A 12,678-nucleotide genomic window follows, 5' to 3' on the forward strand; every position below is an offset into this window, starting at 1 on the left:
AGAGTTTCAACATCGGGGACATGGCATGGCGATCCTTCCGCCCGGTTTCATATCGGACCGCTCGGGCAATTTTGGCATCATGACGGCGCTGCTGGTCGTACCGCTCTTCGGTGCGGCCGGCATGGCGGTGGATTTCGCCCATGCGCTCAGCCTGAGGACACAGCTTTACGCCGCCGCCGATGCTGCCGCCGTCGGTTCGATCGCCGAGAAATCCGGCGCGGTCGCAGCCGCCATGACCATGAGCGGCAACGGCACGATCTCGCTCGGCAAAGACGACGCCCGCAGCATTTTCATGTCTCAAATGTCCGGGGAGCTGACCGACGTTCATGTCGATCTCGGCATCGACGTCATCAAGACCGCCAACAAGCTGAATTCACAGGTTTCCTTCAGCGCGACCGTGCCCACCACCTTCATGCGCATCCTCGGCCGGGACTCGATCACGATCTCAGGCTCGGCGACGGCCGAGTATCAAACCGCCGCCTTCATGGATTTCTACATCCTGCTCGACAACACGCCTTCCATGGGCGTCGGCGCAACCGCGACCGATGTTTCCAAGCTGCAGGCCAAAACAGGCTGCGCCTTTGCCTGCCATCAGATGGACCAGAGCACCAACAACTACACCATCGCCAAGAGCCTCGGCGTCGCCATGCGCATCGACGTCGTGCGCCAGGCAACCCAGGCGTTGACCGATACGGCCAAGACCGAACGCGTCAGCAGCGACCAGTTCCGCATGGGCGTCTATACTTTCGGCACCAAAGCCGAAGACGCCAAGCTGACGACGATCTCCAGCCCCACCTCCGACCTGACGAAGGTGAAGAATTACACCGACGCCGTCGACCTGATGACCATTCCCTACCAGAACTACAACCAGGACCAGCTCACGAGCTTCGATAGCGCGCTGACGCAGATGAATACCATCATCGATCCGGCCGGTGACGGCACGTCGAATATCAGCCCCGAAAAGATCCTGTTCTTCGTTTCCGACGGCGTCGGCGACAGCTACAAGCCGTCGGGATGCACTAAGAAGACGACTGGCGGCCGCTGTCAGGAACCGATCGACACCTCTTTCTGCAAACCGCTGAAGGACCGCGGCGTCAAGATCGCCGTGCTCTACACCACCTACCTGCCGTTGCCGAGCAACGATTGGTACAATACATGGATCAAGCCCTTCCAGAGCGAGATCCCGACGAAGATGCAGGCATGCGCCTCGCCCGGCTTCTATTTCGAAGTAACGCCGACCGAAGGCATCACCGATGCGATGAAGGCGCTTTTCCTCAAGGTCATCCGGGCGCCGCGCATCACCAGCTAGCGCATCGGCCCGAAAATCAGAATCGATTTTCGGAAAGCACGATGCGTAGATTCAAAAAGTTAGAGCGTCCCTTGTGCGTCCGAAGGGACGCACGGCGCTCTGATACATGTTGCCCGGAAGTGTGCAGCGGTTCCGGGTCAACGAGATAGATAAAACAAAGAGCTAAAGCCCGTCGCGGCTCAAAGCCGCTTGCCGTCGCGGATCCGATAGCTCGGCGCATACATGGTCACGAGCTCTTCGGCGGCGGTCGGATGCAGCGCCATGGTGCGGTCGAAATCGTCCTTGGTGCAGCCGGCCTTCAGTGTGATGCCCAGCAACTGCGCCATCTCGCCGGCGTCGTGGCCGAGGATATGGGCGCCCACCACCTTGCGGCTCGCCGCATCGACGATCAACTTCATGATCATCCGCTCGGCTCGGCCGGAAAGCGTGGCCTTCAGCGGCCGGAACTGGGCGCGGTAAACCTCGAGCTCGCCGTAACGTTTGCCCGCATCCTCTTCCGAGAGGCCGACAGTGCCGATCTCCGGCTGCGAGAAGACGGCGGTTGGGATCAGCTCGTAGTCCGGCCGGGTCGGATTGTTCTTGTATTCGGTCTCGATGAAGCACATCGCCTCGTGGATCGCCACCGGCGTCAGCTGTACCCGGTTGGTGACATCACCGAGCGCATAGATGTTTTCAACATTGGTGCGGGAATATTCATCGACGATAACGGCGCCGCGTTCGTCGACGGCGACGCCGGCCGCCTCAAGGCCAAGGCCTTCGGTGTTCGGATCGCGCCCGAGCGCCAGCATGACGACGCCGGCCTGCAACGTGCCGCTATTCAGCGTCTCCAGAATGAGCCCGTCCTCACCCTTCGAAACCTTCTGCAGCGTGTCGTGGCAGAGGATGCGGATACCCTTGGCGACCATAGCCTCGTGCAGCCCGCGTCTCAGATCCTCGTCGAAGCGCGACAGGATCTCGGCGCCGCGATAGATCAGCGTCGTCTCGACGCCGAGGCCATGGAAGATATTGGCGAACTCGACGGCAATATAGCCGCCACCGGCGATGACGATCGATGTCGGCAGCTCTTCAAGATGAAAGGCCTCGTTGGAGGAGATGCAGAGTTCGTGACCGGGAAGGGCTGCATGCGGGTTCGGCCGTCCGCCGGTGGCGATCACGATCGTCTTGGCCGTCACCGTCTGTCCAGTCTTCAGCAGCCGGACCGTATGGGCATCGACGAGCTCTGCGCGCGTTTCCAGGATTTCGGCATTGGCGCCGGCGAGACCTTTCTTGTAGAGGCCCTCCAGACGGGCGATTTCAACATCCTTGGCCGCCACCAGCTTCTTCCAGTCGAAGGTGCTTTCGCCGACCGTCCAGCCGAAGCCCGCGGCATCCTCGAAATGCTCATGGAACTGCGAGGCGTAGACGAAGAGCTTCTTCGGCACGCAGCCGCGGATCACGCATGTGCCGCCGTAGCGGTATTCCTCGGCGATCGCCACCTTCTTGCCGAGCGAGGCGGCGACACGCGCGCCACGCACGCCTCCGGAACCGCCACCGATGACGAAGAGGTCGTAGTCGTAGGAAGACATGAGGAGCTCCGGAAGGGAATCGCAGGAAGAATGTTCCTGATATAGGGGCGATCATCACGAAAACAAAAGCCCGCTCCTGCGTCATCCCGTTCCCATCGCCGAATCTTCGTTGTAAACGGCTGCGATTGACCCGGTCAGCCGAGGCTGGCAGGCAATCCATGGGATGGAAAAGAATGCCGGAGCAAAAAATGGATCAAACTCTCTTCACCAACCTGTGCAGGGCTGGCAAATTCAAGGAAGCGCTCGGCCTCGCCATTCAGGGCCATGAGGACGAAAAATACACGCCGAGCCGTTTCTCGATCGACAAGAAGACGAGACTGCCGATCTTCTACCGCGGCAACAAGCGCGTGGAACCGGATGAGGACGGCGTGTGGCAACTTGCAAAGAACCCGAACGCATAGGGACTGAATTCCGGCGCATATGCGACGCCAATTGCATCTGCCTAGCGATTGATGCTCTCAGCGGGTAATGTGGAAATCCGTCGGGTTCTTCTCAAGCTGGGCTGCTTCCGTCTCGACGCCCGAAACCGACGCCCCCGAGGGCCCGCGCCTGAAACGCTCGATCATCGTCGAGATGGCGCTGTCGGGTCCTGCGATCACAGCGACGACGGCCCCGTCCTCTTCATTGCGAACCCAGCCCGTCAAACCGAGCCGTACGGCCTCGTCGCGCGTCCAAAAGCGAAAACCGACACCCTGGACCTTGCCGGATATCCGCACTCGGACAGCCTTGTCATGATCGGACATCTGCAGTCACCTGAAACCTCGCCGGCGGCATTTGCCGCATCATAGCAAAAAAGCCCGGACGATGCCGGGCTTTCGCAAATTGACGGGGCAAGCCTTACTGCTGGGCAGCCGGTGCGGGAGCCGGAGCGGCGGGGCTGTCGGTTGCCGGCGGCGGCGCCTTGATCACCTTGGAAAGCTCGGCGTTGCTCTGCTTTTCCAGGTCGCGGGAAATGCCCTGTGCCCAGATGTCGGCAGCCTTCGCCGTCTCGCGCGAGGCGACTGGACCGTCGCGCAGCAGCTTCTTGCCGATGTCGGAATTATAGAAGTCAGCGATCGCCTTCAGCTCATCGACGGTGAAGGTTTTGGCATAGGTGAGTGCCGCCTCCTTCTCCAGATCGCCGCGGCGCGGCGCCAGCGCCAGCGCCTGCGCGTCGACCGTCGACGAAATGATGTCCTGGTAGTTCGGCGAATCCTGGATCAGGCCGGCCTTCAGGCGCTCGGCGAGACCCGGCAGGATATTGTCGAACTGGGCAGTGGCGCCAATGGCGTCGATCGCCGCGCGAGATGCCTTCAGCTGCTCCTCGGAGACTTCCTGCGCCTTAACGGCGGAGCCGAAAGCAAGCCCGGAAAGAACGACGGTCGCAGCGGCGAGACGGCCAAGACCTGCAATGTTCATCATGAGTATACGCTCCTGTTATCTGTTTGCCTGCAGTGTGCGCACACCCGCAGGACCGGCAATAATCGCAAGTGCCGCCATATTGATAAAGAGCCCGTGTTCGACGACGCCGGGTATGGAATTCAGCTCGCTCGAAAGCGCCTCTGCATCAGGAATGCGGCCAAAAGATGCATCGATGATGTGATGGCCGCCATCCGTGGTAAACTCTCCGTCACCCGACTGGCGCAGAGCGAGTTCACCCGAGAGGCCGAGCCGGGCCGCGACCTTTTCGATCGCGATGCGCGTCGAGACGAGCCCGAAAGGATTGACCTCGATCGGCAGCGCGAAGGCGCCGAGCATTTCGACCAACTTGCTCTCGTCGGCAATGACGATCATCCGCTCGGAGGCGGCTGCGACGATCTTTTCGCGCAGCAGTGCACCGCCGCCGCCCTTGATCAGCCTGAGCCCCGTATCGACCTCGTCGGCGCCATCGATCGTCAGGTCGAGCGCCGGCAGTTCGTCGAGCGACTTCAGCGGCACGCCGAGTTCGACGCAGAGCCGCGCGGTTCTTTCGGACGTCGGAACGCCTTCGACCCTGAAGCCGCCCGCGACCTTCTCTGCCAGCAGGCGAACGAATTCTTCCGCCGTGCTGCCGGTGCCGATCCCGAGACGCATCCCGCCTTCGACATGGGCGAGTGCGGCCTCGGCGGCCTTGATCTTCATTTCGCGGGCATCCATGCGCCGCCAGCTCCGATTATTGCGTTGGATGTGCTGTTTACACGGCTCGCCTGGCAAACGAAAGTCAAAATCATCACGGAAAATGAAAAGCCGAAACAGAGGCCTGCGGCCTTCCCGGCCATCGCCGGACGTTGCTTTCCGCCGCGCGATCGCCTACCTCAGGACGATCCATCGCTCCTCAAGACGACCATCGCTCAAAGAGACATGCCCTTGACCCCTGCCCCTGCTCGCCAAGCGCTCGTCGTCTTCGATCTCGACGGCACCCTTCTCGATACCCATGTGGACCTGGTCGAGAGCCTGAACCATACGATCTCGGCGCTTGACCTCGAACCGGTCAGCTACGACGACCTCACCCATCTCGTCGGCCAGGGCGCGCGCGTGATGATCGAGCGCGCCTGCCGGCTGCGCGGCCATCCGCTTGAAGGCGACGCCCTGCCGCCGCTGGTCGAGCGTTTCGTTGCCCACTATGCCGGCAACATGCCAGGCCGTACCGAACCCTATCCCGGCCTGGTCGCCGCCATGGACCGGCTTAGATCCGAAGGTCACCGCCTCGCCGTCTGCACCAACAAGATGGAAAGCCTGGCACTCGGCCTGCTCGACAAGCTCGACCTCACCCGATATTTCGACGCGATATCAGGCGGCGACACCTTCCCCGTGCGCAAGCCCGACGCCCGCCACCTCACCGGCACCATCGAACGCGCCGGTGGCGACGTCGCGCGCACGGTGATGATTGGCGACAGCAGCAACGACATCGCCGTTGCCAAGAATGCCGGCGTGCCCTCGATTGCCGTGCCGTTCGGTTATTCCGACGTGCCGGTTTCGAGCCTCGATCCGGATGTTATCATCACCCATTTCGATGAGCTGACATCGGAGCTGGTGGAAAGGCTGTTACGGGAATACGCGGAGAAGGTTGCCGTCTGAGACCGGAGCCGCGCCCCCGCTTTCTGCTGGGGTGCCACACAGTGCGCGCCCTCTCCACTTTGTTCCCATTCCGTAATCACCGCCAAAAACAAAAACGGGCGGCCCAAAGACCGCCCGCCAGCATCGCTAATCCGATCCGATTATCAGATCTGCGCCCCACGTGCCTTGGTCGTCGCGTCGAAGGCCTTGTCGACATAGGCGTCGCGGCCGTAGACGTCGTCGAAATATTCCACCACGCCGTCCTTGTTCGGCCAAGCCGTGAAGTAGGAGACGTAGACCGGGATCTTCTGCGGCACGCGCACCGCATGGTTCTGCCCGCTGGCGATCTGCTTGGCGACATCGTCGACCGTCGTGCTGAGCACGGCAGCCGCCATCGCACGCGGATCGGCAAGGCGCACGCAACCGTGGCTCAGCGCCCGCATGTCGCGCTTGAAGAAGCTCTTCGACGGCGTGTCGTGCATGTAGATCGCGTGGCTGTTCGGGAACAGGATCTTCAGTTCGCCGAGCGCATTGTCGCTGCTCGGCGGCTGGCGTACCGAGACGTTATCGGTCGAGCCGTACCAGTCGACGCTTGAAGAGGCGACGGCATGGCCGTTCACCTCGACTTCATAACCGAGCTGGTCGAGATAGTTCGGATCCGAGCGCAGCTTCGGCAGCATCTCGTTGATGATGATCGACTGCGGCACGCCCCAGAAAGGGTTGAATTCCACCGTCTCGATCTCGTCGTCGAAGAAATAGGTCTGGTTGTTCTTGCCGCCGACCACCACGCGCATCGACAGCTGTTCCTTGCCGTCATTATGGTAGTAGACCATGTAAGCGGGCTGGTTGATCATGACGTACCGGGAACCGAGATCTTCCGGCAGCCAGCGCGCCTGCTCCATGGCGACGAGGAGCTTGTCGATCTTCGAGGCATTGGTGTCGCCGCCGGTCATGGCGCGCACGGTCGCCTGGCCGATAACGCCATCGGACTTCAGCCCGCGCTCCTTCTGGAAGTCCTCGACCAGCGAAACGATGTCAGGCGAATAGTCGCTGCTGCCTGCGTAAGCAGCAAGCGTTGCCGCATGATCGGTCCTCAGTGTTTCGGAGCCGTGCTTGCCGATCGCCTTGACGATATTGGCAATCTCGGGCGAGCTGTCGCCAGGCCTCAGCAAATTGTCGAGCGAAACGACGATTCGCTCCTCATTGCCGCCATCGGCGGCGCGAAGCTTTGCAAGCTCCGCCTTGAGCGCCAGGAACTGCGGACTATCAGGCGAGCGACTGGCGATGTAGGCGCCGACATCGGGGCTCATGCGGGCAAGCTTCAGCACCGGGGCCAGATTGACCACCTTGCGCTGGAAGTCGTGATAGCCGGAGATCTTGTTCGGATCGATGCGGCCGCGCACCGTATCCTGGACGAAGGCGAGCACCTTGGCGGAGAGTTCAAGCTCGAACTGTGTCAGCGCCCGGTCGCGGAAGGCGGGATCGGGATTAGCCGGGTCGATATCAGGAGTCTGGACGGCGTAATCTGCCGGATCGAGACCGACGACGGCCGCATCGGCAAGAACTGACATTGCCGACTTGGCGCGGTCGTTGATCTGGTTGCCCTCGACCCAGACGAGCGGATTGCGGCTGTCGCCGTAATAGGCTTCGAGCGCCTTTGCGACGTCGGCATTGGCGCGCACCTTGGCCTGCGCCAGGAAACGGCGCTGTACGGCGGGTTCGGCGCTAGCATCGCCACTGCCCGAAACATCGGCGACCGCGCCGGTGACGACCGGATCGGCGAACTTGCCGGCATCGACGAACTGCAGCGTCTCGGTTTTGTAGGTATAATAACGCGGACCGCTCACCTTCGGCAGCGGCGCCTCAGGGTCGAGCCCACCGAGCGATCCGCCGATGCCGCCGCGCTGGCCTACGCGGCCGGGCGGCATCTGGTCCATGAAGATGGTGCTCTGGGTCCGCTGCCTGTCGCCGCGCAGCATATCCATCAGCGTATAGGCATGCGCGGGAGCAGCACTCATCACTGCCAGGCCGCAGGAGAGTGCCAATGCGGATACCGCGCTTTTCAAAACGAACGTCATATATCTTCCAGTCCCGGTGTCATGCTGTTCTTGTCACGAGCGCAAGGCTCAAGCTCAAATCCCGCGAAACTCAAGCAGCGTAGGCCCTCATTGATCAGAAACCGGCCTGCGCCGCCAGCGCCGGCGGACTCAATTTTGTGTGACGGAGATCCTGCACGGCGCCGCGCAGCAGTTCACACAAAATTATGAAATTATTAGTTAATTTTTTACCGAATTTTCGCTCCCAGACCAGTGTGGCGAAAACGCCCGGACGCATAAAATTTCCAAAGTGGCTTAAAAAGCACGCCGAAAAGCCCGCGCAAACATGACTTCCGATTTCAATATTTCGCACGGCGTCCAGTTTTCTTGTCCGGCTTTCCAACCTATAAGACCTCATCTTTCGAAGATGCCCGAAAACAGCATGTAAGGGAAGGCAAGGCTGATGACCGCAACCCGCACCGAAACCGATACTTTTGGCCCGATCGACGTCGCCGCCGACCGATACTGGGGCGCCCAGGCCGAGCGTTCGCTCGGCAATTTCAAGATCGGCTGGGAAAAGCAACCGCTGTCGATCGTGCGTGCGCTCGGCATCGTCAAACAAGCTGCCGCCCGCGCCAACGTGTCGCTCGGCCAGCTCGATCCTGTCCTCGGCAAAGCGATCGTCGACGCCGCCCAGGAGGTGATTGACGGCAAGCTGAACGACCACTTTCCGCTGGTCGTCTGGCAGACCGGTTCGGGCACACAGTCCAATATGAATGCCAACGAAGTAATCTCCAATCGTGCAATAGAAATGCTTGGTGGCGTCATGGGTTCCAAGAAGCCGGTGCATCCGAACGACCACGTCAATATGAGCCAGTCGTCGAACGACACCTATCCGACGGCCATGCACATCGCCTGCGCCGAACGGATCGCCCATCACCTGCTGCCGGCCATGAAGCATCTACATGCCGCCCTCGACATGAAGGTCACCGAATTCAGCCACATCATCAAGATCGGCCGCACCCACACCCAGGATGCGACGCCGCTGACGCTCGGCCAGGAATTTTCCGGTTATGCCGCCCAGGTCGGCTCCGCCATCAAGCGCATCGAGATGACCCTGCCAGGCCTCTGCGAACTCGCCCAGGGCGGTACTGCCGTCGGCACCGGCCTCAATGCGCCGGTGGGCTTTGCCGAAAAGGTCGCCCAGGAGATCGCCAATATAACAGGCATGCCCTTCGTCACGGCGCCGAACAAGTTCGAGGCGCTCGCTTCGCATGACAGCATGGTCTTTTCCCATGGCGCCATCAATGCGGCGGCTGCCGCCCTCTTCAAGATCGCCAACGATATCCGCCTGCTCGGCTCCGGTCCGCGCGCCGGCCTCGGCGAGCTGGCGCTGCCGGAAAACGAGCCCGGCTCCTCGATCATGCCCGGCAAGGTCAATCCGACCCAGTGTGAAGCGATGACGCAGGTCTGCATCCATATCTTCGGCAACAATGCTGCTCTCACCTTCGCCGACAGCCAGGGCCATTTCGAACTCAACGTCTACAATCCGATGATGGCCTACAATTTCCTGCAGTCGGTGCAACTGCTCGCCGACGCCGCCGTCTCCTTCACCGACAATTGCGTCGTCGGCATCGAGGCGCGCGAGGACAATATCAGGGCCGGCCTCGAACGCTCGCTGATGCTGGTGACGGCACTTGCCCCGAAGATCGGCTACGACGCAGCCGCGAAAATCGCCAAGACAGCGCACAAGAACGGCACGACGCTGAAGGAAGAGGCCCTCGCCAGCGGCCTGGTGACATCGGAAGAATATGACGCGATCGTGCGCCCGGAAACGATGATCGGGCCTAAGTAGGACGGGGCCGCCCCTCATCCGCCTGCCGGCACCTTCTCCCTGTAAACGGGGCGAAGGGGACAGGTCGCAACCTCTCCGCTCCCCGCCACGTCTCGTATGGCAAGTCCTCTCGCCCCGTTTTTACGGGGGTCCGGAGGACGGGTCGATACGGGTGGCTCGACCCCGGTAAGGTTAGGGTGAGGGGCTGACTCTGGGCATATCCAGTAAGCGTCCTTGTCCAGCCTCAAACCAACAGCGAAAAGTTGTCCATCACGACGGAATTGCCCATGAAGTCGAAACGGATTTCGTCGATGTCTTCGAGATTGACCTCGAGATTGGGGTCGGTGATCTCGAGTTCCTGCTGATAGACGATCAGGCCGTCGTTCAGGGCAGTCAGCGTCAGGTGAAACGGCGATGCCGACAATTCGGCAATCGAAACGCTCTGAAAGGTGAACTCCCCGCCATCGAGCATTTTCAAGCTTACGGGCGCAGAACCCGGCGATAGGACCGTATCGCTGAAACCGTCCTCGGTGATGGCGTCGACGCCCGGGATGGTATCATAGACATACCCGTTCAGAAGCGTGAATTCGTGACCGCCGTTCACCGAGAGCGCAAAGTTGCGGTAGTCAGGCAGAGAGAAATTATCCGCCCTCGAGGTGACGCCCAAATCGTCGAAATCCAGGTTTTCATGGTATTTTTCGCCTTCGTTGACGCCGTCGATCGCCAGCGTCAGCACGCCGAGGTCCGTGCCCCCTGAGCCATCGGACATCTTGAAGCTCAGCTTCTCGATGAGCTGATCGTATTTCGTTAAATTTTTCACGACGTCGAGCGTGTAGTCCAGCTCGTACTCGAAGTGACCGTCAGGTTTCAGTTTGAAGGTTCCGTACTCGCCCCTTATGATCGTTTCGTGGTCAGGCCCATGTTTGGCGTCGATACGCACGCCATTGACGAAGCGAACATACATGTCCGCTCCCTCGGGATCGCTGGAGAGGCGCAGCAGATTCCCGCGGATCCAATTGTCTTCGAAAAAAACGAGAAGGTCGTCGACAGCAGTTGGCTTTGCATTTGTCATTTGAAGCCCCGGCAGGTTAACGCTGCCGGGAATATGGACTGGCCTCGAACCGAAGGCAACCTGGAGTCGTCTTTGTCGAGGCGATTACGCTAGTTTCACCCGTTTCGCGTGGTGCAGCACGCGCGACTCTGGCTTAACCGGCCGGACTCCGGCGCAGCCTGATTGCATTTGCCCCGCGGCGGATTTAGACCGGTTCCAATCTAGCGACGCCCTACCAGAAAGGTCACTTCGATGGCTGACGATCTCTTCCCCCTCGGCAAGGATGCCACCCCCTATCGCAAGATCAGCGGCGACCATGTCTCGGTCGATACGTTCAAGGGCCAGGAGATCCTGACCGTCGAGCCGGAGGGCATCCGCCTGCTTGCCGAAACCGCCTTTGCCGACATCAACCATCTCTTGCGCCCCGGCCACCTCAAGCAGCTCGCCTCGATCCTCGACGACCCCGAGGCGACCGACAACGACCGCTTCGTCGCCTATGACCTGCTGAAGAACGCCAATATTGCTGCCGGCGGCGTGCTGCCCATGTGCCAGGATACCGGCACGGCGATCATCATGGGCAAGAAGGGCCGCAGGGTCTGGACCGAAGGCGAGGATACGGCGGCGCTCGCTCGCGGCGTCATGGATGCCTACGAGAAGAAGAACCTGCGTTACTCGCAGCTCGCGCCGGTCAAAATGTTCGAGGAGAAGAACACGAAGAACAATCTGCCGGCCCAGATCGACATCTACGAGGAAGGCACCGACGCCTATGAATTCCTCTTCGTCGCCAAGGGCGGCGGCTCGGCCAACAAGACCTTTCTCTACCAGGGCACGCCCTCGCTCTTGACCCACGATCGCATGATCGACTTCCTCAAGGAGAAGATCCTGACGTTAGGGACGGCAGCCTGTCCTCCCTATCATCTCGCGATCGTCATCGGCGGCACCTCGGCCGAGATGAACCTGAAAACGGTCAAGCTCGCCTCCACCCGCTATCTCGACGAGCTGCCGACCGAAGGGTCCGAGAGCGGCCACGCCTTCCGCGACATCGAGATGGAGAAGGAAATCCACAAACTGACGCAGCAAATGGGCGTCGGCGCCCAGTTCGGCGGCAAGTATTTCTGCCATGATGTGCGCGTCATCCGCCTGCCCCGCCACGGCGCCTCGCTGCCGATCGGCCTCGGCGTCTCCTGTTCCGCCGATCGCCAAGCCAAGGGCCGCATCACCCGCGATGGCATATTCATCGAGCAGCTCGAAACCGATCCGTCTAAATACATGCCTGAGATCGACGAGGCGAAACTGTCGGAATCGACAGTGCGCATCGATCTCAACCGGCCGATGGCCGACGTGCTTGCCGAACTCTCCAGGCATCCGGTCAAGACGCGCCTGTCGCTATCAGGCACCATCATCGTCGCTCGCGACCTGGCGCATGCCAAGATCCGCGAGCGGCTGGAAAAGGGCGAAGGCATGCCGGATTACCTGAAGAACCACCCGGTCTATTATGCCGGCCCCGCCAAGACGCCTACAGGTTACGCCTCCGGCTCCTTCGGTCCGACGACCGCCGGGCGCATGGACAGCTACGTCGACCAGTTCCAATCCTTCGGCGGCTCGATGGTAATGCTCGCCAAGGGCAACCGTTCGCGCGCCGTGCGCGAGGCATGCAAGAAACATGGCGGCTTTTACTTAGGCTCGATCGGCGGCCCCGCCGCCCGTCTTGCCCAGGACTGTATCCGCAAGGTCGAAGTCTTCGAATATCCCGAGCTCGGCATGGAAGCCGTCTGGAAGATCGACGTCGAAGACTTCCCTGCCTTCATCGTGATCGACGACAAGGGCAATGATTTTTTCCAGGAGCTGAATTTGGGGTGAGTGGCGGG

At 60.9% G+C, this 12,678-nt stretch carries 12 protein-coding genes; 5 read left to right on the forward strand and 7 right to left on the reverse strand.

From position 1 onward, the window contains the following. Positions 1 to 25 precede the first annotated feature (25 nt). On the forward strand, positions 26 to 1,309 hold the full coding sequence (locus J3P73_RS13705) for a pilus assembly protein TadG-related protein (RefSeq protein WP_018072344.1): 1,284 nt from the start codon (positions 26 to 28) through the stop codon (positions 1,307 to 1,309). Positions 1,310 to 1,488: 179 nt separating this feature from the next. Here the strand turns inward: J3P73_RS13705 and gor are convergent, their stop codons facing one another. Next, complete coding sequence (gene gor / locus J3P73_RS13710; protein ID WP_130691902.1) at positions 1,489 to 2,874, reverse strand: glutathione-disulfide reductase; 1,386 nt, start codon at positions 2,872 to 2,874, stop codon at positions 1,489 to 1,491. A gap of 188 nt (positions 2,875 to 3,062) precedes the next feature. Between gor and J3P73_RS13715 the strand changes: the two genes are divergently transcribed. After that, positions 3,063 to 3,275 carry a hypothetical protein gene (locus J3P73_RS13715; RefSeq protein WP_026170920.1) on the forward strand — a complete coding sequence of 71 codons (213 nt, stop codon included), beginning with the start codon at positions 3,063 to 3,065 and terminating at the stop codon, positions 3,273 to 3,275. A gap of 57 nt (positions 3,276 to 3,332) precedes the next feature. On the opposite strand, the gene J3P73_RS13720 is transcribed toward J3P73_RS13715, so the two are convergent. From J3P73_RS13720 to rpiA, 3 genes are all read right to left on the reverse strand, one after another. Then, positions 3,333 to 3,617 carry an acylphosphatase gene (locus J3P73_RS13720; RefSeq protein WP_018072347.1) on the reverse strand — a complete coding sequence of 95 codons (285 nt, stop codon included), beginning with the start codon at positions 3,615 to 3,617 and terminating at the stop codon, positions 3,333 to 3,335. 94 nt (positions 3,618 to 3,711) lie between these two features. Beyond that, complete coding sequence (locus J3P73_RS13725; protein WP_018072348.1) at positions 3,712 to 4,275, reverse strand: DUF2059 domain-containing protein; 564 nt, start codon at positions 4,273 to 4,275, stop codon at positions 3,712 to 3,714. 15 nt (positions 4,276 to 4,290) lie between these two features. Continuing rightward, positions 4,291 to 4,989, reverse strand: coding sequence for a ribose-5-phosphate isomerase RpiA (gene rpiA / locus J3P73_RS13730; protein WP_130664694.1), 699 nt, complete (start codon positions 4,987 to 4,989; stop codon positions 4,291 to 4,293). A gap of 204 nt (positions 4,990 to 5,193) precedes the next feature. On the opposite strand from rpiA, the gene J3P73_RS13735 reads away from it, so the two are divergent. Next, positions 5,194 to 5,910 carry an HAD family hydrolase gene (locus tag J3P73_RS13735; RefSeq protein WP_197726831.1) on the forward strand — a complete coding sequence of 239 codons (717 nt, stop codon included), beginning with the start codon at positions 5,194 to 5,196 and terminating at the stop codon, positions 5,908 to 5,910. A 143-nt stretch (positions 5,911 to 6,053) separates the two neighbouring features. Here the strand turns inward: J3P73_RS13735 and J3P73_RS13740 are convergent, their stop codons facing one another. Together J3P73_RS13740 and J3P73_RS13745 are read right to left on the reverse strand one after the other, a co-directional pair. Next, positions 6,054 to 7,967: a L,D-transpeptidase family protein gene (locus J3P73_RS13740; RefSeq protein ID WP_207579651.1), complete on the reverse strand. Its 1,914-nt coding sequence runs from the start codon at positions 7,965 to 7,967 to the stop codon at positions 6,054 to 6,056. A 94-nt stretch (positions 7,968 to 8,061) separates the two neighbouring features. Beyond that, a complete protein-coding gene (locus J3P73_RS13745; RefSeq protein ID WP_130655671.1) occupies positions 8,062 to 8,328 on the reverse strand; it encodes a hypothetical protein in 267 nt (88 codons plus the stop codon). Positions 8,329 to 8,388: 60 nt separating this feature from the next. Between J3P73_RS13745 and fumC the strand changes: the two genes are divergently transcribed. Further along, positions 8,389 to 9,780 carry a class II fumarate hydratase gene (gene fumC / locus J3P73_RS13750; RefSeq protein WP_130672675.1) on the forward strand — a complete coding sequence of 464 codons (1,392 nt, stop codon included), beginning with the start codon at positions 8,389 to 8,391 and terminating at the stop codon, positions 9,778 to 9,780. Positions 9,781 to 10,003: 223 nt separating this feature from the next. Here the strand turns inward: fumC and J3P73_RS13755 are convergent, their stop codons facing one another. Continuing rightward, on the reverse strand, positions 10,004 to 10,831 hold the full coding sequence (locus J3P73_RS13755) for a VCBS domain-containing protein (RefSeq protein ID WP_024321878.1): 828 nt from the start codon (positions 10,829 to 10,831) through the stop codon (positions 10,004 to 10,006). Between the two features lie 231 nt (positions 10,832 to 11,062). Between J3P73_RS13755 and J3P73_RS13760 the strand changes: the two genes are divergently transcribed. Further along, complete coding sequence (locus tag J3P73_RS13760) at positions 11,063 to 12,670, forward strand: fumarate hydratase (RefSeq protein ID WP_018072355.1); 1,608 nt, start codon at positions 11,063 to 11,065, stop codon at positions 12,668 to 12,670. Positions 12,671 to 12,678: the final 8 nt, after the last annotated feature.

The organism is Rhizobium ruizarguesonis, from assembly GCF_017357285.1.
Lineage (GTDB): Bacteria > Pseudomonadota > Alphaproteobacteria > Rhizobiales > Rhizobiaceae > Rhizobium > Rhizobium ruizarguesonis.

Bases quoted from the DNA above. Each gene is read 5' to 3' on its own strand.
- J3P73_RS13705 (WP_018072344.1), top strand. From the start codon at position 26: ATGGCGATCCTTCCGCCCGGTTTCATATCGGACCGCTCGGGCAATTTT.
- gor (WP_130691902.1), bottom strand. From the start codon at position 2,874: ATGTCTTCCTACGACTACGACCTCTTCGTCATCGGTGGCGGTTCCGGA.
- J3P73_RS13715 (WP_026170920.1), top strand. From the start codon at position 3,063: ATGGATCAAACTCTCTTCACCAACCTGTGCAGGGCTGGCAAATTCAAG.
- J3P73_RS13720 (WP_018072347.1), bottom strand. From the start codon at position 3,617: ATGTCCGATCATGACAAGGCTGTCCGAGTGCGGATATCCGGCAAGGTC.
- J3P73_RS13725 (WP_018072348.1), bottom strand. From the start codon at position 4,275: ATGATGAACATTGCAGGTCTTGGCCGTCTCGCCGCTGCGACCGTCGTT.
- rpiA (WP_130664694.1), bottom strand. From the start codon at position 4,989: ATGGATGCCCGCGAAATGAAGATCAAGGCCGCCGAGGCCGCACTCGCC.
- J3P73_RS13735 (WP_197726831.1), top strand. From the start codon at position 5,194: ATGCCCTTGACCCCTGCCCCTGCTCGCCAAGCGCTCGTCGTCTTCGAT.
- J3P73_RS13740 (WP_207579651.1), bottom strand. From the start codon at position 7,967: ATGACGTTCGTTTTGAAAAGCGCGGTATCCGCATTGGCACTCTCCTGC.
- fumC (WP_130672675.1), top strand. From the start codon at position 8,389: ATGACCGCAACCCGCACCGAAACCGATACTTTTGGCCCGATCGACGTC.
- J3P73_RS13755 (WP_024321878.1), bottom strand. From the start codon at position 10,831: ATGACAAATGCAAAGCCAACTGCTGTCGACGACCTTCTCGTTTTTTTC.
- J3P73_RS13760 (WP_018072355.1), top strand. From the start codon at position 11,063: ATGGCTGACGATCTCTTCCCCCTCGGCAAGGATGCCACCCCCTATCGC.